This is a genomic window from Aerococcus sp. HMSC23C02 (assembly GCF_001806805.1).
In the GTDB taxonomy this organism is placed as follows: domain Bacteria; phylum Bacillota; class Bacilli; order Lactobacillales; family Aerococcaceae; genus Aerococcus; species Aerococcus sanguinicola.
In genome coordinates this window covers 8,851-30,647 of sequence record NZ_KV786039.1, presented here as the reverse complement: position 1 = coordinate 30,647, position 21,797 = coordinate 8,851, and the positions used below count along the sequence as shown (strand labels likewise).

The window sequence follows — 21,797 nt, the reverse complement described above, 5'->3', positions numbered from 1 at the left end:
GTCATCCCTTTCTAATCGCCTTTGCTCACACCCTTACAAGATCGTAATCGCTTGTCCGTTATATTCAAGGTTGAACTTGCTGATTGGTAGCCAGTGTTTTGCCCCGAGGTCGTAGGCTGGGTTCTTACCACCGGTCATCGCGCCCTTGTTGGCGTTGGAGTAGAGTGGGTCGTAGACGCGGAAGGCGTTGTTCTTGTAACCGGTGATGACCTTGCAGTGGTTACGAACATAGTCGCCTGGTTTTTGGTAAGAGGAGTAGCCGTAGTAGAGGACAGGGTTGCCGCCGAGGACGGTGTCGATGATTTCTTGGGTGCTAGCGCCCGTGATGTTTTTGACACCGGAGTAGTAGGTCTTCAGGTAGTTGGTCAGGCCTTTAGGATTGATGACCCAGCCGAAGCCTTGGCCGGTGAAGACGTCGCCTTTTTGGCCGTTTGGATCGCTTGGGTACATTGGGGTGTTGCGGATGAGGGTGTCGAGGTTGAAGTCGACGTCCTTAGCGCCTAAAAGCATGGCAGAGGCAGCGCCGGCACAGCCCCATGGTGCGAAGACGGGTTTGTATTGGCTGACATAAGGCACGTGGTTGAGGACGCGTTCTGGCGCAATGGCTTTGGCGTCGATCCAGCCGCGCGTGCCGTCTGCTAGGGTGATGTTAACCCAGTCCGCCCGGTTAGTGGAAACTTCTTGGTTGACCTGGACATTTTGGCCGGTGTAAGCCTTCATTTGGCCCCGTGACTTGATGGTTTCAAAGCCTGGGATCCCCCATGGTTTGGAGTCTAGGGTGTGGTTGCCGTGGGTCAGGCGGGCTGAGTAGTTGACGTTTTTCGCATTTGAGGTGTAAACGTCGACTTGGCCCTTGGTTAAGCCGGCGCGGTCGAACCAGCCGCTGGTCCCGTCAGAAAGGGTAATGTAAGCCCAGTCGGCCCGGTTGGTGGAGACTTCGCTACTTACCTTGACTTGGTCGCCGGTGTGTTTCTTCATGTCAGAACGACTGGCGATGGTCTTGTAGCCAGGAATGCCCCAAGGTAGGGTATCTAGGGTATGGTTGCCGTTAGAAATAGTGGCGGTATAGTTGACCGATTTTTGAGGGCTGGTGTAGGAGTCTACCTTGCCGCGGGTCAGGCCCTTGATGTCGAACCAGCCGCTGGTCCCGTTAGCCAGGGTGATGTGCGCCCAGTTGGCCCGGTTGGTAGAGACTTCTTGGTTGACTTGGACCCGTTCGCCTTGGTGACGCTTCATGTCGGCCCGGCTAGCGATGGTGGAGTAGCCTGGAATCCCCCAAGGAAGGGTGTCTAAGGTGTGGTTGCCGTCAACGATGGTCGCCACATACTTCACATCCTTGTGGGCAGAGGTGTAGTCATCGATCCCATTGGCACGCTTAGGACCAGCACCTGGCTTGAGGCCGGCGCGGTCGATCCAACCAGCTAGGCCGTCTTGGAAGGTCACATAAGCCCAGTTCGCCCGAGTAGTGGACACTTCTTCAGACACTTGGACCGTTTGGCCGCGGCGGGGCTTCATTTGTGACCGTGAGCGGAGGGTTTGGTAACCTGGAATCCCCCAAGGCTTGGTATCTAAGGTGTTGTCGCCGTCTTTGAGGTGGGCGGTGTAGTTGACCTTCTTCACTGGGCTAGTATAAGCGTCGCCAACCTTTTGTACGCCCTTGGTGTCGATCCAGCCAGAGAGCTTGCCGTCGAGGCTGTCGATGTAGACCCAGTTGGCGCGTTCGGTAGATACCCCTTGGCTCACCTTAACGTTGGTGCCGACTAAGTTCTTGTAGGCATTGCGGCTGACTAAGTTTTGGTAGTCCTTGGTTCCCCATGGCTTGGAGTCGATGGTGTGGTTGCCCACCAGACGGCCATAGTAGTTTAAGCTTTCCACGTCAGAGGTATAGCGGTCAAAAGGCAGCTTCTTGCTTAAGGCTTTGCGGTCCACCCAACCAGCTAGGCTATCTTGGAAGTTGATGTAGGCCCAGTCAGCGCGTTCGGTGGAAATATAGTAAGAAACCTTGACCAAGTCACCTTGGCGGTCCTTCAAGTTGGCGCGGATGGTTTCGTAGCCAGCGGTGCCGTAAGGGCGGCTGTCCAAGGTGTGCTTGCCGGATTGGAGGGTCATCCATTCATCGGTCGCTTGGAGTTGGCTGGTGTACTTTTCACCGGTCTGGTTTCGGGTATCCAGTTGAGGCTGGCTGGTCTTCTTTTCTTGCTTGCCAATCACAATTTCAGGCTGCTTGTCGAGGTCAGTCCCTGCATAGTAGCCAGCTTGGACTTCTTTCTTTTCAGGGGCAGGGGTTTCCGCAGCTTCCGTTTCAGCGGCTGGGCTGCTTGGCGCTTCAACTTCTTGGTTTTGGCCAGCTGGTGCAACTTCTTCAGCAGGCGCTGGGATATTTTCTTCGCTTGGCGCATCAGTTGTCACTTCGTCCGCCGCTACAGCTTCAGGGCTATAGAGGAAGGCGGCCAAAGCGAGGTTCGACGCCAAAAGTAAATGTGTTTTCTTCATAGGTCTCTCCTTTGATTAATATCTGATTAAATTAAGGCAATCGCATATATTATAATCAATCCTTGACCAATTAACAAGGCCTAAAAGCCCGTCCTATATAGGTTTTATAGGCGTTAAAAAGAAGTGTTCAGGAGCGATAATGGTAAAACGATGAGAATAACCAAGTGGATTCCTCCTCAAGCCCCGTTTTTCCAGCCGAAAAGCAGGCAAAAAGCCGCAAAGACTCACTTAAGAATTCGTAAAAAGCCCGCCTTTGTCTGACAAATATGATACAATAAGGCTATTAATAAAAAAATCATGAGAAGAGAGTGTGACAAAAGTCGGTTAGGCCTGAAGCAGTGGAGCGAACTATGGGAAATCGTTGATCAACGATTTCCCATAGTTCGTGAAGTGATGTCAGGACTGACTTTTGGAACAGATTTTTGCCAAAAAGTTCGTTATATTTAAAAAGAAGACGAAGCTTTTGTCCCAGCCTCTTCGGATAGAAAAGTGAGGAAGCGCTATGACTAAAGAATATACAGTTGCAATCGTTGGGGCTACAGGAGCAGTGGGGGAACAATTGTGTGACCTCCTCCCTCAAGCGGAAATTCCCGTTAAAGATGTGAAACTTTTGGCTTCTGCTCGTTCAGCTGGGAAGATCCTTCCTGTCGGCGACAAGACCTATGAAGTGGAAGAATTGACCGAAGACTCCTTCGAGGGTGTGGACATCGCCATCTTCTCTGCTGGTGGGGCCCTTTCTGAAAAATTCGTGCCCGCTGCGGTGAAGGCTGGGGCTGTGGCCATCGACAACACTTCTGCCTTCCGGATGGACCCAGATACCCCACTGGTGGTGCCTGAAGTTAACCCTGAAGCCTTGAAGGACCACAAAGGCCTCATCGCCAACCCGAACTGCTCAACCATCCAAATGGTGGCTGCCCTCAAGCCTATCCACGATGCTTACGGGCTCAAGCGCGTGATTGCGTCCACCTACCAGGCTGTGTCCGGAGCTGGGGCTGAAGCCATTGAAGAAACCTTAGCCCAGTCTAAGGCCATTGTGGAAGGCAAGGAAGTCCCTGAAGCGGAAGTCCTTCCTTGTGCTGGTGACGACAAGCACTATCAAATGGCCTTCAACGTCCTGCCACAGATCGACAAGTTCCAAGACAACCACTACACCTTCGAAGAGATGAAGATGACCAACGAAACTAAGAAGATCATGGGCCTGAAAGACCTGCCTGTTTCCACCACTTGCGTTCGCGTGCCAGTTCTTCGTGCACATTCTGAGAGTGTTTATATTGAAATTGGCGAAAATAATGTTACAATTGAAGCGATACAAGATATCTTGCGCCAAGCACCTGGCATTGTGGTTGAAGACGATATCCAAAACCAAGTCTACCCACAAGCCATCAATGCAGAAGGGAAGAAGGAAACATTTGTCGGCCGGATCCGTAAAGATTTGGATGTTCCAAACGGCTTCCACCTCTGGATTGTTTCAGATAACTTGTGGAAGGGTGCCGCATTGAACTCCGTGCAAATCGCCGAAGAAATGATTAAGCAAGACTTGATTTAAGCTTTAGATAAATGGTGCTGATGAGCATTCGTTCCACTTTTGAATTTGGTCCTTGAAGAGCCATGGCACCGGTTCGGGCCAAGGTCCCTCCCCTAGCGAGCTTCAAAGGGCTAGAAAGGCTAAACGCCGACTATCCCTAATTCACATCGCTTGCTTTTTCATGGCTAAGGACCAACTTCAAAGCTCCACTACTGCTCATAAATCAAGTGGCGGTGAGAAGTGTGCTCAATCGGCTACCAGCGGTGCTAAAAAATAAGAAGCATTAAATTAAACGGTGCTGGTGAGCATTCGTTAGACTTCTTTAGAACAGAGTGTTTAACATTATTCACCAATGCCAAAAATTTAAAAGTAAATTTATAAAATAAAAATCTAGTTTAGAAGCAAGCACTCATGCCGATTTAGAGGGTTGGAGTGCTCTGTTTCTGTCTAGGGATAATTCATTTAAGGAGGTTTCTATGAGTGAAATAAAATTTATTTCCTTGGGGGGCGTCCGCGAGAATGGTAAGGACATGTACATCGTTGAAGTCGATGGCATGATCTATATCCTGGATTGCGGTCTCGTCTACCCACCCAATGAAATGTTAGGGATCGATGTGATGATTCCTGACTTTAGCTATTTGAAAGAGAATGAGGACCGGATTGCCGGGGTCTTCTTAACCCACGGCCATCCCGATGCTATCGGGGGGTTGCCTTATCTCTTGAAGGAAGTCAATGTGCCTGTTTTTGGGACCGAGTTGACCATCGAACTCTTGAAGGTGATGAGCCGGTCTGTGGGCGTGAAGAATTTCAAGGACTTCCATACGATTGACGACGATAATGAGATCGATTTTGGAGATGTGGTGGTCAGCTTCATTAAGACCACCCACTCTCTCCCTGATTCCGTGGCCATTGTCTTGAAGACCTCGGAAGGCGATATTGTCTACACCGGGGACTTCAAGATGGATGCGTCCGTTTCGGAAGACTATGCCACAGACTTTGCTCGGCTAACCCAGGTGGCTGGCGAAGGTGTTTTGGCCCTTCTCAGTGAATCCAGCAAGGCTGCTTCCTATTTCGAGAATGCCAGCGAAGTGGTGGTTAAGGAGTCCCTCCAAGATGAAGTGGTCAAGGCAGAGGGTCGGGTGATCGTTTCTGCGGTCGCTTCCAACCTCATGCGGCTCCAACAGATCATCGACGTGGCCCAGTCCACCGGCCGCCATATCTTTATTTCAGGGGAAGCTCTGGAACAGATCATCGATGTGGCCATCCGCTTGGACAAGCTCAAGTTACCGAGCAAGGACCTGATCAAGCGCACCGAGCAGTTGGGCAATTATAAGGATGAAGAAATTATTATCCTTGAGACCGGTAAGTCCGGCGAGCCCCTCTATGCCCTCCAACGCATGGCCAAGGCCCGGGGCAACAAGCAGCTGAAGATCAAGGAAGGGGACCTGGTCATCTTGGCCACCACCCCGAATACCGACATGGAAAAAGTCGTGCCAGAAACCAAAGACATGGTCTACCGGGCAGGGGGCCACACCCTGGAACTCTCGTCCAAGTACCACACCTCTGGCCACGCCTCGCCTAAGGACCTGCAATTCCTCATGTCCATCTTGAAGCCTCAGTATCTGATTCCTGTGTCAGGAGAATACCAACTCATGCACGCCCACAAGAAATTGGCCGAGCAGATTGGTTTTAAAGAAAACCAGATCTTCCTCCTCGATAAGGGCGATACCCTGACCTACAAGAAGGGCAAAATGACCCTCGGCGATAAGGTTCCCGCCAGCAATGTCCTCATCGACGGTTCTGGCGTGGGCGACATCGGAAATATTGTGCTCCGCGACCGGACCATGCTCGGGGAAGACGGGATCTTCGTCGTTGTCCTGACCATCTCCCGCCGCGAAGGCAAGATCCTGGCAGGACCAGAGATCATTTCTCGAGGTTTTATCTTCATGAAAGAAAGCGAAGACTTGCTTAAAGAATCGAGCGAACGGGTTCGCAAGGTGGTCCTTGACAACCTGGAAGACAAGAACTTCCAATGGTCCAAGCTCAAATCGGGCATCCGTGATGAACTCGGCAAGTTCCTCTTCAAGCAAACCAACCGCCGGCCAATGATCCTACCGGTAATTATGGAAGCTTCCAACTACCGCAAGGGTCGCAAGAAGAAGGGCGGAAAGAAAGGATAGTTTATGAAAGCATCACAGCGATTTATGACAATCATTGAAGGCTTTTTACTGGCACTACTGGCTGGGCTCTTGCAGCTGGTCTTCCCCGCTGAACTAGGAGAGACGGGACTGAGTCTGGAGATGGGACTCGTCCTCATCCTCTTCTATGCCTTCCGCCGGGGAGCTCTGCCAGCTTGCTTGGCGGGTGGCTTGGTGGGCATCATCCAGCTCTACCAGGTGCCCGACGCCCTGACCAATTGGCCCCACAGCCTAGCCTTGGTCATTGCCTCAGCCGCTGTCGGATTCGCCGGACTCTTTGCCCGCAACCTCCAACGCACCTTGCATAATCGACGGATGTCTTCAGTCTATCTCAACCTGGTCACCGGGTCGCTAATCGGTGTCCTCTGCTACTTTATCTGTCGCTTCGTCGACCAGGTCTGGATCCAAGCCGAAAGCACCGGCCTCGCCGAAGCCTTCCGCACCAACGGCCTCAGCTTCCTCCTCAACCTAGGCATCGCCCTAGCCATCCTAATCGTCACCCTCAACGTCTCCGCCAAATACTTCATCCCGCGCTACACCAAGTACATCTCGCGCAAAGAACGGTCGAGACTCCTGAATGATTAAGGAAGGGTGTGAGGGAGCGCGGGTAGAAGTGGACCTCTGGAGCAAAAGACCGAAGAAGTCTGAAAGACTTCGCAGGGACTTTGTGAAGAGGAGCCACTTCTGCGCGACCGAACCCGACTAGGAAGGGTGTGAGACTTGGCGACTATTTGCGCTCGGGAGCGCTGAAAGCAAATAGCAAGTCGCCAATTTGCGCTCGCAAGCTCCGAAAGCAAATAGCGAGTCGCCAATTTGCCTTCGCCAGCTTTGAGAGCAAATAGTCAGCGCCGATTTGCGCTCGGGAGCGCTGAAAGCAGATAGACCGCCACGACTTTTCGAAAACACTTCATCCAATCTGACAAACCCAAATAAAAAATACTTCATAATCCAAAAAGAGGCCGAAAGCTATGTGGTTCTTTAATTATTTAGTGTTGGCAATTGATGGCTCAGTCACAGGGAGCCAGCTAATTATTTTTGAGCAGTAGTGAAGCTTTGAATCTGGTCCTTAACCATGGCTCTTCAATAGAGCCAGTTCAAAAGCGCAGCGGATGCTCACCAGCACCATCTCAATCAGAACCAGCTTATCGGTCTCTTTTTTTAAGAGGTGACTGCATGTTAGAAACAACACAAACTGTTTTAGTCAATTTATTTTCGCTCTTTATTATTGCCAACACCATCCTGGCGATCTTCACGGTCTTCCGCCAGCGCCGTCCGGTCACTTCGATCTGGGCCTGGCTCTTGGTCTTGATCCTCCTGCCTGGTTTTGGTTTTATTCTCTATTTCTTCGTTGGCCGACGCCTGTCCGACGACAAGATTTTTTCCCTCTCCCAACAGCAAGTTATGGGGATGAGCAGCCTGGTCGATAAGTACATCAATGAAGATGGCATGCACCGGGACTTGAAGACTTATCCCTCCAGCCAGCAGAGTCTGATCAAGCTTTTTTACCAGACGGATGATGCCCTCCTGACCAACAGCAATGATGTGGATCTCTACGTCGATGGCAAGGCCAAGATGCGCCAGCTCCTGGAAGATATCCGCCAGGCCAAGGACCATATCCACATCCAGTACTACATCTTCTCTTCCGATGAGATGGGCTCCCAGGTGGTGGAAGCCCTGGCTGAGCGAGCAGAGGCGGGGGTCAAAGTCCGCCTGCTCTATGATCCTTTAGGCAGCCGGAAACTCAGTCGTAAGGACATCAACCGGCTGGAGGAGGCAGGGGCAGAGACCAGTGGCTTCTTTAGCCGGGGCTTCTGGCTGGTCGACCTGCGCCTCAACTTCCGCAACCACCGCAAATTGGTCATTATCGATGGTGACTTAGGCTATGTCGGTGGCTTCAACATCGCCAAGGAATACATCGGACTGGGGCCCCTGGGCTACTGGCGGGACACCCACCTGCGCGTTCGCGGGGAAGCGGTCCAAGCCATGCAGACCCGCTTTATCCGCGACTGGTGCGCCTCCATGGACTACAGCTACGACGACTTCCTGGAGATCTCGGATGACGCCCGGTCCTATTTCCCGGAAGTCAACGAGGCAGACCACGGTCACGTCCCCATGCAGATTGTGTCCAGCGGGCCGGAAGACGACACCGACCAGATCAAGCTGGGCTACATCCAATTGATCAACTCGGCCGAGCACACCCTCTACATCCAGACTCCCTACTTCATACCCGATGAGAGTGTCTACGAAGCCCTGGAAATCGCGGCCCTGTCAGGGGTTGAGGTCCACCTCATGATCCCTTGCAAGCCCGACCACCCCTTCGTCTACCGGGCCACTGAGTACTACTGCCGGGAGATCATCGAAAAAGGCGTCCACGTCCACCGCTATGACAAGGGCTTCCTCCATTCCAAGGTGGTTATTGCCGACGATGAAGTCGCCAGTGTCGGCACCGCCAACTTCGATATCCGCTCCTTCAGCCTGAACTTTGAAGTCAACGCCTTTGTCTATGACAAGGACCTGGTGGCTAAACTCAAAGCCGCCTACCAGGACGACTTGAAGGTCTCAACCACACTGGACGCTGCCTACTTCGACCAACAATCCTGGTGGAAAAAACTCCGCCAGAACTTATCACGACTCCTCTCGCCCATCTTATAATGAAGCAAAAAAGCTGCCCTCTGCCAATAGAGGACAGCTTTTTTATCTGGGAGGAATGAAATGGTCTTGGTGGCATTTGTTTCGCTTTTGAACTAGGAATTTGAATAGTTAGAACTTCAAGAATGGCTGCATCGAGCAGTGGGAGGTTTCAAATGGCGACTCCGTTTGAAAGTAGGGTTTTGGTAACTTTCGAATGCCAGCCCTGTTTGAAAGTAGGGTTGCGTCAACTTTCAAACAGAACTTCGATTAGCAAGTAGGCTCGCACTAACTTGCAAACAGGCCCTCGATTAGCAAGTTGCCCTCTGCTAGGCAAGCAGACCTCTTCCTCACTATAATGAAAACAAGCTAGCAAGGGCCTTGCTAGCTTGTTAATCTTATTTTATATTTTAATCATTGCTTGCCCCTGTATGAGACCTAGTTATCGGCTAGAGAGGGATTTCAAGTTTTCTTTCCCCACGGCTTTGATGGCCTGGATGCGGTCGAGGGCGATGAGGTGGGTGACGGGGTTGAGGGCTTCGGCGAAGACGATGCGTTCTTTGTGGTTGTCGATGTGCTTAACAGTGCCAAAGAGGATGTCCTTGGTCAGGAGGGGACCATTTTTACGACTGACGGTCAGGTAGATGGGGTCGCCTTGGCTCAGGGCCTGGTCCAGTCCGCGGGCGATGGCTAGGGCGGGCATGGTCTGGGTCAGCTGGCTGGGTTCAGCGCTTGGGCTGGCTGTATTCATTTGACTCGGCTTGACTTCCGCAAGCTGGCTGGCGGGGGTGAAGAGGGCTTTTAGACGTTGATAATGGGATACTTTTTCCATATGAAGGCTCCTTTACTGAAATTTTATCATGAATAATCGCAAATACCGGAACGGATGTTCTGTACCCTTAGTATATCGAACGCTTGTTCCCTTGTCAATATTAAAACAAAAAATTTGATTCATGTTATAATGGACCTATCAGATCAGCGACGGGTCAGAATGATAAAAAAATTGTAATCTTACTGTCAAAGGCTGAGATTTATGTTACTATAGTTGTTATATAAATTCAGAGGGTGAAAGGTGTTCTATGAAATCAAAAGGATTATTAGTTGTTTTATCAGGCCCTTCTGGGGTGGGAAAAGGTACCGTGCGAAAAGCCTTGTTCGATACGGACCACGATCGTAACCAATTCTTCTATTCTGTCTCAGCAACAACACGGGAAGCGCGCCAGGGCGAAGTGAATGGCCAGGACTATTTCTTCGTTAGCCGCAGCAAGTTCGAGCAGATGATTGAAGAAGAACAATTATTAGAATATGCCGAATACGTGGGCAATTATTACGGCACCCCCTTGGCCTATATTGAAGACATGACTATGCAGGGGAAGGACGTCTTCTTGGAGATTGAAGTCCAAGGCGCCCTCCAGGTGAAACGCCGGATGCCGGACGGGGTCTTTATTTTCCTAGCGCCACCAAACTTGGGCGAACTCGAAACCCGGATCGTCAACCGCGGCACCGATGCCCCTGACGTCATCGCCAAGCGTATGGAACAAGCCCGGGGCGAATTACAATTAATGACCCAGTATGATTATGTTGTTGAAAACGATGACGTATCCAAAGCTGTTGAAAACATCCAAACCATCATCCAAGCGGAACACCTCAAAGTTGACCGCTTCATCGATGACGTGGTTGAGAATTGCTTAGACGAAGGAGAGACTAATTAATGATTATCTACCCATCCATTGACCGCTTACTCGAAAAAGTAAACTCCAAATACTCCCTGTGCAGCGTATCCGCCAAACGCGCCCACGACCTACAAGTCAACCGCAACCCCATGCTCAACGAATACCGCTCACCCAAGTACGTCGGCCAAGCCCTAGAAGAAATCACCTCCAACGACCTAGTTATCGACCCAGAATCGTTAAGATAGGGTGTGAGGGAGCGCTAGCGCCCAGCCTCTGCAAGGATTCAATTCCCAAACAGAGGCCTCGAGTGTGGCTTGGCAACGCTCAAGCTTCAATCAGGTGTCTCAAGTGTGGCTTGGCAACGCTCAAGCTTCAATCAGGAGCCTCAAGTGTGGCTTGGCAACGCTCAGTCTGCAATCGGAGGCCTCGAGTGTGTCTTGCCAGCACTCAACCTTCAATCGAAGGCCCCAAGTGTGGCTTGCTTTAGTACCAGCTCAAATATAGAGAGCTAAACACGATTTTTAAACAATTTTTGAAAATAGCTAGAGCTAGAGAAGGTAATTAGTATTGCTTACTCATTAAAGTTCAAACAGTATTTACTTTGCCGGCTATTTTTAATTTGAGCAGGAGTGGAGCGTTGAAGTTGCCCCTTAGCCATGAAAAAGCAAGCGAAGCGAATTACGGATCGTTGGCGTAAGCCTTACGAACCGTTTGAGACTTGCTAGGTGAGGGACCTTGGCCCGACCCGGTGCCATGGCTCTTAAAGGGGCAAATTCAAAAGCGCAACGGATGCTCATAAGCACTATTTAATTTGATTCTTAAAAGCTGGAGTTTTGATCCGGCTTTTTTCTTTATCCCATAATAAATCAATTCCCCAACGAAAAAATTTGTTTCTGGCCTTGAATCGTTTAAAATGGAAGAGAAGAGTAATTAAAGAGAGGAGGATTTTGTGAGCAAATCCATTGCACGTGTCATTGTAGACGTCCCAACCCAACAAACCGACCAGCCCTATGACTACGCCATCCCCGAAGAGCTGGCCGGCCTCGTCCAGCCCGGCATGCGGGTGGAGGTGCCTTTTGGTGTCCGGGAAGTCCAAGCCTATGTCCTAGACCTGGTCGCCGCTAGCGATTATGAGGGGAAGCTCCGGCCCCTGACCGGCCTCTTGGATGATGTGCCCGTCCTCAACCAGGAACTCCTGGACCTGGGCCGCTATATGGCCGACCATTATTTTTCTTTCTTGGTGACCTGCTACCACGCCATGCTGCCGCGCCTGCTCAAGGTCAAGTATGAGAAGTACTTCCGCCCTACGGAAAATTTGCCCTATCTCGACCACCAGTATTATTTTGCCGACAAGGAGGCCTATGCCTGGATCCAAGCTGACCAGGACGGCCATTTAAAAAACTTGCTCAAGCTCAAGGACCAGGGCAAGCTGAGCTTGGAATATCGGGTGGAGGACCAGAAGCGGGTCAAAACCGAAAACTGGATCCAACCCCTCCTGGACCGGGAAGATTTAGAGGAAGTCCATGCCGGCCTGTCCAAAACGGCCCACAAGCAGGTCCTCCTCTGTGAACTGCTTATGGAACTCGAGGGCAAGTCCCTGCCCACCCGGACGCTGAGGGAGGATTATGACCTCAGCATGCAGACGGTCCGGGCCGGGGAGCGCAAGGGCTGGCTCAAGGTCTACGAGCAGGAGGTCCGCCGCGATCCTTTAGCTGACAGCGACTTTGAAGCGACCGAGCCGCTGCCTCTCCTACCCGAACAGGCCCAGGCCTATGACCAAGTCAGCCAGGCCATGGCTGCCCAATCCGACCAGGTCTTCCTCCTCCAAGGGGTGACTGGGAGCGGGAAGACGGAGGTTTATCTCCAGCTCATCCAGAAGGCGCTTGAAGCGGGGCAAAAGGCCCTGCTCCTGGTGCCTGAAATCGCCTTGACCCCTCAGATGGTCCGCCACTTGAAGGGACGCTTTGCCGACCAGGTGGCGGTCCTCCACAGCCAGCTTTCGGTTGGGGAACAATTCGATGAGTGGCGGCGGATCAGGCGCCAAGAAGCCCAGGTCGTGGTGGGGGCCCGGTCCTCCATCTTTGCCCCCTTGGAGAATTTGGGGCTGATTATTATCGATGAGGAACATGAGACCAGTTACAAGCAGGCCGACCAACCCCACTACCATGCCCGGGACCTGGCCAAGTGGCGGGCGGCCTACCACCACTGTCCCCTGGTCTTGGGTTCGGCGACCCCTTCTCTGGAATCCCGGGCCCGGGCCCAGAACGGGGTCTACCAGCTCTTGACCATCCGCCAGCGGGCCAACCAGAAGCCCCTGCCCCAGGTGGAGATTGTGGATATGCGCGAGGAATTCCGCCATAAGAACTACTATCAATTTTCCCGCAAGCTGCGGGATGACATCCAGGAGACCTTGAACCAGGGCCAACAAGTGGCGCTCATGCTCAACCGCCGCGGTTATGCGGCCTATATGATGTGCCGGGACTGCGGCTATGTCTTCAAGTGTGAGCACTGCGATGTAAGCCTGACCTACCACTATCACGCCAAGTCGCTGGACTGTCACTACTGCGGCTATTCCATCCACCTGCCCCAGCGCTGTCCCCTCTGCTCGAACCAGCACCTGCGGGACTTCGGGACGGGGACGGAGCGGGTCCAAGAAGAGATTGAAGAGCTCTTTCCAACGGCCAATCTGGTGCGGATGGATAATGACACCACCCGGCGCAAGGGGAGCACGGCTCGGCTCTTGAAGAAGGTGGAGACTGGGGAGGCCGATATTCTCTTGGGTACCCAGATGATTGCCAAGGGGCTGGACTTCCCCAATATTACCCTGGTGGGCGTCATCAACGCCGATACGGCCCTCAACCTGCCGGACTTTCGGTCCAGCGAGAAAACTTTCCAGCTCCTCACCCAGGTCAGCGGACGGGCCGGCCGGGGAGACTTGACAGGGCGGGTCTTTATCCAGACCTATAACCCGGACCACTATGCCATCCAGCTGGCCCAGACCCAGGACTACGACCGTTTCTACCAAAAAGAGATGGCCTACCGCAAGATGAACCACTATTCCCCTTACTATTACACCATCCGCCTGACGGTCTCCCACTTCGACGAACGGGAGGCCCAGCTGGCCATGAACCAGTTAGCCCGCTTTCTCAGATCCTATGACCAGGGCCAGGGCACGCGGCTTCTCGGTCCCAGCCAGGCCCCCATTGCCCGGCTCAAGAACCGCTATTATTTCCAGCTCCTCTTCCAATACCGCCAGCTCGACGGCTTGGACCAGGCCTTCAAGGAGATCCAGGCCATGGCCCAGGAATGGAGCAAGAAACAAGTCTATATTGCCATTGATGTTGAACCGATGACGTTTATTTAGGAGGTACTATGAAAAATATTGTCTTTATGGGCACCCCAGATTTTGCCGTAAAAAGTTTACAAGCCCTCTTGGACCAGCCCGACTACCAAGTGGTTGCAGTTGTGACCCAGCCGGACCGTCCAGTGGGTCGCAAGCGCCGGTTAACCCCGACACCCGTTAAGGAAGTGGCCCTAGCCCACGAGCTCAAAATCTTCCAGCCCGAACACATTGCCTCGGACCAAGAAATTGCCGACTTCTTTGACCAAGCAGAGGTGGATCTTTTGGTGACGGCGGCTTACGGGCAATTCCTGCCCCAAAGCCTGCTGGAAGCGCCCAAGTACGGGGCGGTCAATGTCCATGCCAGTCTCCTCCCTAAATACCGGGGTGGGTCGCCCATCCACTATGCCATCTGGAAGGGCGACCAGGAGACAGGCGTCAGCCTGATGCGGATGGTGCCTGCCATGGACGCGGGGCCTATCTTAGCCCAGGCTAAGGCGCCAATCGACGACCAGGTGACAGTAGCCGAAATGTTTGACCGCTTAGCTGACCTGGGGGCTGAGCTCTTAATCGACAAGCTGCCGGCCCTTTTTGCCGGGGACTTACAAGCGGTCCCTCAAGATGAGGACCAGGCCACTTATGCGCCCAATATCAAGAAGGCTGAGGAGCGGATCGACTGGACGGAGCCTGCCCAGGCCATCCATAATAAGATCCGGGCCTTCAACTCCTGGCCGGGTGCCTATGCCCTCTATGAGGACCAGCGCTGGAAGTTCTGGCGGACCGAGGTCTTAGCTGACCAGACGACCGACAAGGCGCCGGGAACCGTGGTTGGGATCAAGAAGAAACCGGCCCAATTCCTGATTGCGGCAGGGGACGGCAAGGTCCTCAATGTCCTGGAGATCCAACCCAATGGCAAGAAGCAGATGGATAGCGCAAGTTTCATTAATGGGGGGGCTGGCCACATTGACGTCAACGACCGATTCGAATAAGCCGGCCCTCAAGCAGTCTGCCCGCTACCAGGCCATGGAAAGTCTGACGGCGGTCTTCCAGGAGGGCGCCTATGTCAACCATGTCGTCAGCCAGACCATCCAGGACCAGGCGGTGGCTCCGCGCGACCAGGCTCTCTACACCCAGCTAGTCTATGGGACCATCCAGTATCAGATTCCGCTCGAGGCCCTCTTCAGCCACATGGTCAAACGCCCTAAGCGGGTGAAGAAATGGCTCAAGCAGGTCATCCTTCTCAGCTATTATCAATATTATTACCTGGATGCCATCCCCGAGCACGCCATCGTCAATGAAGCCGTGCGGATTGCGAAGAAGCGGGGCAATGCCAGCCTGGGCCGCTTTGCTAACGGGGTCTTGCGTAATAGCTTCCGCCAATATCCTAAGCTGGAAAGCTTTATTGAGGAAAAGGCGGCCAGTGAGCTAGAGGCGGCGTCTCTCCGCTACAGCCTGCCCAGCTATTGGGTGACTTACTTCAGGAACCGCTTCGGCGAAGAAGCGGAGGACTTGATGGCTTCCCTCAACCAGGCCCCTGCGACGGCGATCCGCATCCTGGATCCGGACCGGGCGGCAGCCATTATCCGAGACCTGGAAGGGGAGGGCTATGCCCTAGAGGCTAGTCCCATTAATAGCGCCAGCTACCGGGTGACCAAGGGCAATCCTGCCAAGAGCCAAGCCTTTAAGCAGGGGCTGATCACCATCCAGGATGAGTCAGCTAGTCTGGCGGCCCAGGCCCTCAACGTCCAGCCTGGTGACCGGGTCCTCGATGCTTGCGCGGCTCCGGGCGGGAAGACGGTCCAATTAGCCCAGGCGGTAGGGGACCAGGGCCAGGTCTATGCCTATGATATCCAAGCCCATAAGCTGCCCTTGATCGAAGAGAACTTGGAGCGGACCGGGCTCCGGAACCGGGTCCAAGTGGCCAGCCAGGATGCCCGCCACTTGGGCCAAGACTTTGCATCCGAGAGCCTGGACCGGGTCTTAGTCGATGCCCCTTGTTCGGGCGTGGGTCTTTTCCGCCGCAAGCCGGACACCCGCTACCACAAGGAGGCCGCGGACTTGACGGCCCTCCAGTCCATCCAACTGGCTATCTTAGACGAAGTGACCCCTCTTTTGAAAAAGTCTGGCCTTTTGACCTATAGTACCTGTACAATAACAGAAGAAGAGAACCAAGCTGTCGTGGCCGCCTATCTCGACCGCCATCCGGAGATGGCCCTCGAAGCCGTACCCGTTAAACAACCGGCGCTCCAGCGTGCCCAGACAGCCCAGGGGTGTTTGGAAATCTTACCCCATTATTATTCCAGCGATGGCTTTTTTATTGCCAACTTTAGAAAGAAGACAGAGGGAAGTGATTAGATGGAAGTAGCGAAGTTAACGGATATCGGCATCCAGCGCAAGGAGAACCAAGACCAGCTGGGAGACTTTTATAACCAATCCGACCAAGCTCTGCTGATCCTGTGTGACGGCATGGGCGGGCAGAATGCGGGCGATGTGGCTAGTGAGATGGCCCTTTTCCAGGTGGGTAAGGCCTGGGAGGAGACGGTGGATATGACCCACCAGCGGGCCAAGGACTGGTTCCAGTTGATCTTACAAGATGCTAATGACCGCTTGATCGAGAAGTCCCAGCAATACCAAGACCTAGAAGGGATGGGAACGACCGTGGTGGCCATTGCCGTGATGGACCGGGAGGCGACCATTGCCCATATCGGCGACAGCCGGGCCTATCAGATCCGGGACGGGGCCATCAAGCAGATTACCAAGGACCATTCCTATGTCCAAGAGCTATTAGACCTCAATATGATCTCGGAAGAGGAGGCCAAGGCCCATCCGCAGAAGAATATCATCACCCAGTCTCTGGGCGTCAAGCCGGACTTCTATGTGGATATCGACCGGCTCCACCTCTATCCGGATGATGTCTTTGTCCTCTGTTCAGATGGCTTGAGCGATATGTTGGCGGATGAGGATATCCTAGCCATCATTGACCACTACCCCCACCTGGACGAGTCCATCCGACGTTTGGTGGAAGCGGCCAACCAAGCCGGGGGTAAGGATAATATTTCAGTGATTTTGGCACGGATTGAGGGGAGCGACGAGTATGCGAATCGGGCAGCTCATTGATGAGCGTTATGAGCTCTTAAGTCATATCGGTTCCGGTGGGATGGCCAATGTTTACCTGGCCTTTGACCACATCCTCGAGCGACAAGTTGCCATCAAATTTTTACGTTTAGATTTAGATGATGAAACAGACTCTATCCGCCGCTTTCGGCGCGAGGCCATGTCCATTACCGAACTCGACCATCCCAATATTGTGGATGTCTATGATATCGGGGACAAGGAGCGGGAGAATTATATTGTCATGGAGTATGTCGACGGCAAGGACTTAAAAACTTATATCCGCGACAACCACCCCATCTCGCCCCAGACCTACCAGGCCATCATGCTGCAGATCCTCGACGGGGTCCAGTGCGCCCACGACCACGGCATCGTCCACCGCGACCTCAAACCACAGAATATTATGGTTAAGGCCGATGGAACCGTGAAAATCATGGACTTTGGGATCGCCATTATTTCGACGGAAACGTCCATTACCCAAACCTCCACCATCATTGGCTCAGTCCACTACCTCTCGCCGGAACAGGCCCGGGGGAGCTTGGCTACGGCCCAGTCGGATATTTATTCCCTGGGGATTGTGTCCTTCGAGATGCTGACGGGCCACGTGCCCTTCGATGGGGAGTCGGCGGTTTCTATCGCCCTCAAGCACTTCCAAGAGGACCTGCCCGCCTTAGACGCGGAAAGGCCCCATATCCCTAATTCCATCCAAAATGTGATCTACAAGGCTACGGCCAAGGACCCCAGTGACCGCTACCAGAGCTGCCGGGACATGGCCGAGGACCTAGCGACCGCCCTGGATGCCGAAAATCTGGAGGTGCCCCTGGTCAATGGGCCGGGCTTAGCGGCTGAGACCATTATCCTGGCCAAGCCGGACCTGGACGCCCAAGCCGAGACTGACCAACTGGACCAGACCCTGGTTTTGCCCACTGCCGGGGCGACTGCTGGGACAGCCTCTACTAGCCAGGCGGAAGTACCGGAAGCTAGTCGATCAGAAGCGACTGGAGACCCAGCCGAGGACCGGACTGAAAAGATGCGGTCCCAGGGCATCTGGGCCAAGCTCCAATCCCTGCCGCGCTGGTTAGTGGCCAGTGCCCTGGTTGTCCTCTTGCTTCTGTCCGTGACCGTTTATTCGGCCATGACCAGGGTCCGAGTGCCCGATGTGGCCAAGATGACCCCCGACCAAGCCGTCCAGCTGATTCAAGAAGCCGGCCTCCGGGTAGGCGACCAGCAGGAGGAAAGTTCGGAAGAGGTCCAGGATGGCCGGGTGACCCGGACCGATCCGGAAGCCAGCAGCCGGGTCAAGGAGGATGCTGAGATTGACCTCTATGTCTCGACCGGTCCCAAGAAGGTCACCCTCAAGGACTACCGCGACAAGCCTTTTGATGAGGCCAAGCGCGACCTGGAAGAAGAGGGCTTCAAGGTGAAGAAGGAAGAGGTCTATGATAACCAGATCAAGTCCGGCCATGTGGTGGACCAGGACCCAGGCTCAGGCCAGGAAGTCCAGGTCAAAGGAACCACGGTCACACTCAAGGTCAGCAAGGGGAAGGAGACCTTTAGCCTCCAAGACTTGGCTGGGAAGACCCAGTCCGAAGTTCAGGCTTATGCGGATTCGATCGGCCTCAACCTGACCACTTCCAGTGAGTATTCCAACCAAGTGGAAGCGGGCCGGGTGATCCGTCAAAATCCTTCGTCTTCGACCAAGGTCCAAGCCGGTGACAGCCTATCTGTGGTCCTTTCCCTAGGGCCTGAGAAACCAGCCACCGTCCAGTTCTCCCACACCATCACCATTCCTTACAGCGATCCGGGCGAGGGCGAGGAAGAGGAAGAAGAGGAGAGCCGGTCCTCATCCAGCTCCAGTTCTTCCAGACACTCCCGCCAAGACCGCCGCAATGACAGCACGGTCGGCCTGCGCAACTTGGCAGAACCGACCGCCCTCTTCAAGTCATGGCGGACCTGGCCTGTCTGGACCCGGGTCCAAGCCAGCGAGTGGGCCAAGGACCAACCACTCTTGGCCCGTGGCGAGAACCATATCGAGATCTACATTGATGACTACAACCATTCCTATGCCAGTCCTGCCGACAGCTTCACCATTTCCCGGGATACCTCCTATACCTTGGACTTCGAAACCGTGGAAGGTGACATCGCCAGCTTCAAGGTGGTCCGGGACGGCCGTACCATTATAGAAAACCGGGTGAAAGCGAGTGACTAAGACAGACTACCAAGGACAGATTGTCCACGCCCTGAGCGGCTTCTACTATGTGGAAGAAGCCCAGAGCCATCAACGCTATGAAACCAGGGCTCGGGGCCAGTTTCGAAAGACCAAGACCAGCCCCTTAGTTGGGGACTATGTGCGTTTTATCGCCGACCATGACCGGGAAGGCCTGATCACAGAGGTCCTGCCGCGGAAGAACCAGCTCCAACGGCCCCCTGTGGCTAATGTTGACCTGGCCTTCCTCGTGGTCTCGGTCAAGGAGCCCAGCATCTCGCCCAAGCTCTTGGACCGCTTCTTGGCTTATCTGGCCTATGAAGGCATCGAGGTGGTCCTCTACTTCAGCAAGCTGGACCTCTTAAGTGAAGATGAGGAAAAAGAGGCGGCAGCTTTCATGGCCCTCTACCAAGATATCGGCTACAAGGTCTTCCGCAGTGATGCTCTGGACCTAGCTGACCTGGAAAGCCTTAGCCAGGACCAGACCATGGTCGTGGTGGGCCAGTCGGGGGTGGGCAAGTCGACCCTGCTCAACCGCCTCTTGCCCGAACTTGACTTAGAGACGGCAGAAGTCTCCAAGTCCCTGGGCCGGGGCCGGCATACGACCCGGGATGTCCAGCTCCATGACCTCTTAGGGGGCAAGTTCCTGGATACCCCAGGCTTCTCCTCTATCGACCTGCCGGACATGGAAGCGGCCGAACTGACGGGGTGTTTTCCCGATATCGCCGCCTACGCCCCAGCCTGCAAGTTCCGCGGCTGCCTCCACCTCAAGGAGCCCAAGTGCGCGGTCAAGGCAGCCCTGGCAGAAGGGGAGATTGCAGAATCCCGCTATGCCTCCTACAGCCAGCTTTTAGATGAACTCGCTAATCGTAAACCCAAGTATTAGAATCCATATGAAAGAAGGAATCCAAATGAAAATTGCCCCATCTATTCTCAGTGCTGACATGTCAGCCTTTGCGAGTGAAGTGAAACGGATTGAGGAAGCCGGTGCCGACTGGGTTCATATCGACATCATGGACGGCCACTATGTCCCTAATCTAACTTTTGGGGCGCCTATTGTTGCGGCCCTCCGTCCCAAGTCCAAGCTCTTCTTCGACTGCCATCTCATGGTCAGCCGGCCAGAAGACTATGTGGACAGCCTGGCTGAAGCAGGAGCGGACCAGATGACCGTCCACGCCAATGCTAGCCAGCACCTCCACGCCCTAATCCAAAAGATCCACGGCCAGGACATGAAGGCAGCGGTGGCCCTCAACCCAGCGGATCCCGTCAGCTTGGTGGAGCCGGTTTTAGGCCAAGTTGACATGGTCCTCGTGATGACCGTCAACCCCGGCTTCGGCGGCCAGGCCTTCCTGCCTGAAGTGACCGATAAGATCAGCCAGTTGGCCCAAATCCGCGATGACCGGGGCCTCGACTTCCTGATCCAAGTCGACGGCGGGATCACAGACCAAACCATCAAGACCTGCTACGACAAGGGGGCGGATGTTTTTGTCGCTGGCTCCTATGTCTACGGCCAAGACGATGTGAAACAAGCCATCCTCTCCCTGAAAGAAGCGGTGATCTAATGGCCCAGCCGCAAGCCTTGTTAGTCGGAAGCGGGGACCTGGAAGACAAATGGTTGGAGACCCTGGCTATCGGCCCCCAAGACTTTTGCCTAGGGGTGGACAAGGGGGCGCGTCGACTCTTAGAAGCCGGCCTGCCCCTGGACCTGGCCCTGGGTGACTTCGATTCGGTCACAGCGGAAGAGAAGGCATGGATCTGTTCGGAAGCCAAGGAGGTGGTAGACCTGCCTGCCATGAAGGACGCCACCGATTTGGAGGAAGCCCTGGACTATCTCATCAAGATGAACTGGCAGGGGACCATCCGCTGCCTGGGCTTTCTCGGCGGCCGTTTGGACCACACCCTGAGCGTGGTCTGGTTGGGCTACCTGGACCGCTACCGGGACCTTCTGGAAGATTTGACCTTCGAAGATCCCTACAACAGCCTGGGCTTCCTCTTGCCCGGTGACCACCAAGTCGACCGCCAGTCCGATAAGAAATATTTGTCCTTTATTGGCCTGGGACCGGTGGCGGACTTGACCTTGAACCAGGTGGTCTATACCCTGGACAAGTATCAGATGACCACCCCGCGTGCTTTTATCTCCAACGAATTCCTGCCCGATGCGTCGACCATGACCCTGAGCTTTAGTTCGGGGCGTCTCTTGGTGATCCAGAGCCGGGATGCTTGGCGGTAAAAAAATCTTGCGAGGGGCTGGACTTTATGCTATGATTGTTTGGTACATGATTTTTGAACGAAGGGAGTATGATGACATAATGGCTAAAGAATGCTACTTCACAGGTCGTAAAGCAAAAACAGGAAATAACCGTTCTCACGCTTTAAACGCTTCAAAACGTTCATTTAAAGCAAACTTACAAAAAGTTCGTATTATTGAAGACGGTAAACCTAAACGTGTATGGGCGTCAGCTCGTGCTATCAAATCAGGTCTTGTTAAGCGTGCCTAAGACTTATAAATAAAAAATGGAGCTGGGATTGTGGTCTCGGCTTCTTTTTTTGTATCTATATGAATGAGACTGTTCTTGTGAGCATGCGTTACGCTGTTGAATTTGGTCCTTGAAGAGCCATGGCA

17 protein-coding genes are annotated in these 21,797 nt (G+C 53.7%); 15 read left to right on the top strand and 2 right to left on the bottom strand.

Features of this window, described 5'->3' with window-relative positions:
• Positions 1-33: 33 nt before the first annotated feature.
• Complete coding sequence (locus HMPREF3090_RS00295; protein ID WP_070485678.1) at positions 34-2,493, bottom strand: GW dipeptide domain-containing protein; 2,460 nt, start codon at positions 2,491-2,493, stop codon at positions 34-36.
• Between the two features lie 502 nt (positions 2,494-2,995).
• On the opposite strand from HMPREF3090_RS00295, the gene HMPREF3090_RS00290 reads away from it, so the two are divergent.
• From HMPREF3090_RS00290 to cls, 4 genes are all read left to right on the top strand, one after another.
• A complete protein-coding gene (locus HMPREF3090_RS00290) occupies positions 2,996-4,039 on the top strand; it encodes an aspartate-semialdehyde dehydrogenase (RefSeq protein ID WP_067972329.1) in 1,044 nt (347 codons plus the stop codon).
• A gap of 455 nt (positions 4,040-4,494) precedes the next feature.
• Positions 4,495-6,198: a ribonuclease J gene (locus HMPREF3090_RS00285; protein WP_070485677.1), complete on the top strand. Its 1,704-nt coding sequence runs from the start codon at positions 4,495-4,497 to the stop codon at positions 6,196-6,198.
• 24 nt (positions 6,199-6,222) lie between these two features.
• Positions 6,223-6,801: an energy-coupled thiamine transporter ThiT gene (locus tag HMPREF3090_RS00280; protein ID WP_168140237.1), complete on the top strand. Its 579-nt coding sequence runs from the start codon at positions 6,223-6,225 to the stop codon at positions 6,799-6,801.
• Positions 6,802-7,389: 588 nt separating this feature from the next.
• A complete protein-coding gene (cls, locus tag HMPREF3090_RS00275) occupies positions 7,390-8,868 on the top strand; it encodes a cardiolipin synthase (RefSeq protein WP_067972317.1) in 1,479 nt (492 codons plus the stop codon).
• A gap of 418 nt (positions 8,869-9,286) precedes the next feature.
• On the opposite strand, the gene HMPREF3090_RS00270 is transcribed toward cls, so the two are convergent.
• The gene (locus HMPREF3090_RS00270) at positions 9,287-9,676 is read right to left on the bottom strand and encodes a hypothetical protein (protein WP_067972313.1); all 390 of its coding nucleotides are present in this window, start codon (positions 9,674-9,676) and stop codon (positions 9,287-9,289) included.
• Positions 9,677-9,923: 247 nt separating this feature from the next.
• Between HMPREF3090_RS00270 and gmk the strand changes: the two genes are divergently transcribed.
• From gmk to rpmB, 11 genes are all read left to right on the top strand, one after another.
• A complete protein-coding gene (gene gmk, locus HMPREF3090_RS00265) occupies positions 9,924-10,556 on the top strand; it encodes a guanylate kinase (protein WP_070485675.1) in 633 nt (210 codons plus the stop codon).
• Entirely contained in the window at positions 10,556-10,762 is a 207-nt protein-coding gene (gene rpoZ / locus HMPREF3090_RS00260; RefSeq protein WP_067972308.1) for a DNA-directed RNA polymerase subunit omega, read from the top strand. Before gmk ends, rpoZ begins: the two co-directional genes overlap by 1 nt.
• Positions 10,763-11,466: 704 nt before the next feature.
• Positions 11,467-13,881 (top strand): primosomal protein N', encoded by a 2,415-nt coding sequence (gene priA, locus HMPREF3090_RS00255; protein WP_070485673.1) that lies wholly within the window; start codon positions 11,467-11,469, stop codon positions 13,879-13,881.
• Between the two features lie 8 nt (positions 13,882-13,889).
• Complete coding sequence (gene fmt, locus HMPREF3090_RS00250; RefSeq protein ID WP_067972302.1) at positions 13,890-14,846, top strand: methionyl-tRNA formyltransferase; 957 nt, start codon at positions 13,890-13,892, stop codon at positions 14,844-14,846.
• The gene (gene rsmB / locus HMPREF3090_RS00245) at positions 14,803-16,212 is read left to right on the top strand and encodes a 16S rRNA (cytosine(967)-C(5))-methyltransferase RsmB (protein WP_070485671.1); all 1,410 of its coding nucleotides are present in this window, start codon (positions 14,803-14,805) and stop codon (positions 16,210-16,212) included. Before fmt ends, rsmB begins: the two co-directional genes overlap by 44 nt.
• Positions 16,213-16,974, top strand: a complete 762-nt coding sequence (locus HMPREF3090_RS00240) for a Stp1/IreP family PP2C-type Ser/Thr phosphatase (RefSeq protein WP_070485668.1) — start codon at positions 16,213-16,215, stop codon at positions 16,972-16,974.
• Positions 16,952-19,177, top strand: coding sequence for a Stk1 family PASTA domain-containing Ser/Thr kinase (pknB, locus tag HMPREF3090_RS00235; RefSeq protein WP_067972293.1), 2,226 nt, complete (start codon positions 16,952-16,954; stop codon positions 19,175-19,177). The genes HMPREF3090_RS00240 and pknB overlap by 23 nt, the downstream gene beginning before the upstream one ends.
• A complete protein-coding gene (gene rsgA, locus HMPREF3090_RS00230; protein ID WP_067972291.1) occupies positions 19,170-20,060 on the top strand; it encodes a ribosome small subunit-dependent GTPase A in 891 nt (296 codons plus the stop codon). The genes pknB and rsgA overlap by 8 nt, the downstream gene beginning before the upstream one ends.
• 19 nt (positions 20,061-20,079) lie before the next feature.
• Entirely contained in the window at positions 20,080-20,736 is a 657-nt protein-coding gene (gene rpe, locus HMPREF3090_RS00225) for a ribulose-phosphate 3-epimerase (RefSeq protein WP_101603770.1), read from the top strand.
• A complete protein-coding gene (locus HMPREF3090_RS00220; RefSeq protein WP_067972286.1) occupies positions 20,736-21,404 on the top strand; it encodes a thiamine diphosphokinase in 669 nt (222 codons plus the stop codon). Before rpe ends, HMPREF3090_RS00220 begins: the two co-directional genes overlap by 1 nt.
• 79 nt (positions 21,405-21,483) lie before the next feature.
• A complete protein-coding gene (gene rpmB, locus HMPREF3090_RS00215) occupies positions 21,484-21,672 on the top strand; it encodes a 50S ribosomal protein L28 (protein ID WP_067976505.1) in 189 nt (62 codons plus the stop codon).
• The last annotated feature ends 125 nt before the right edge of the window (positions 21,673-21,797 follow it).

Excerpts from the sequence above, each read along its gene's own strand:
- rsmB (WP_070485671.1), top strand. The coding sequence starts at position 14,803 with ATGGGGGGGCTGGCCACATTGACGTCAACGACCGATTCGAATAAGCCG.
- HMPREF3090_RS00220 (WP_067972286.1), top strand. The coding sequence starts at position 20,736 with ATGGCCCAGCCGCAAGCCTTGTTAGTCGGAAGCGGGGACCTGGAAGAC.
- HMPREF3090_RS00280 (WP_168140237.1), top strand. The coding sequence starts at position 6,223 with ATGACAATCATTGAAGGCTTTTTACTGGCACTACTGGCTGGGCTCTTG.
- rpmB (WP_067976505.1), top strand. The coding sequence starts at position 21,484 with ATGGCTAAAGAATGCTACTTCACAGGTCGTAAAGCAAAAACAGGAAAT.
- rpoZ (WP_067972308.1), top strand. The coding sequence starts at position 10,556 with ATGATTATCTACCCATCCATTGACCGCTTACTCGAAAAAGTAAACTCC.
- HMPREF3090_RS00295 (WP_070485678.1), bottom strand. The coding sequence starts at position 2,493 with ATGAAGAAAACACATTTACTTTTGGCGTCGAACCTCGCTTTGGCCGCC.
- HMPREF3090_RS00290 (WP_067972329.1), top strand. The coding sequence starts at position 2,996 with ATGACTAAAGAATATACAGTTGCAATCGTTGGGGCTACAGGAGCAGTG.
- fmt (WP_067972302.1), top strand. The coding sequence starts at position 13,890 with ATGAAAAATATTGTCTTTATGGGCACCCCAGATTTTGCCGTAAAAAGT.
- HMPREF3090_RS00285 (WP_070485677.1), top strand. The coding sequence starts at position 4,495 with ATGAGTGAAATAAAATTTATTTCCTTGGGGGGCGTCCGCGAGAATGGT.
- HMPREF3090_RS00240 (WP_070485668.1), top strand. The coding sequence starts at position 16,213 with ATGGAAGTAGCGAAGTTAACGGATATCGGCATCCAGCGCAAGGAGAAC.
- gmk (WP_070485675.1), top strand. The coding sequence starts at position 9,924 with ATGAAATCAAAAGGATTATTAGTTGTTTTATCAGGCCCTTCTGGGGTG.
- HMPREF3090_RS00270 (WP_067972313.1), bottom strand. The coding sequence starts at position 9,676 with ATGGAAAAAGTATCCCATTATCAACGTCTAAAAGCCCTCTTCACCCCC.
- cls (WP_067972317.1), top strand. The coding sequence starts at position 7,390 with ATGTTAGAAACAACACAAACTGTTTTAGTCAATTTATTTTCGCTCTTT.
- pknB (WP_067972293.1), top strand. The coding sequence starts at position 16,952 with ATGCGAATCGGGCAGCTCATTGATGAGCGTTATGAGCTCTTAAGTCAT.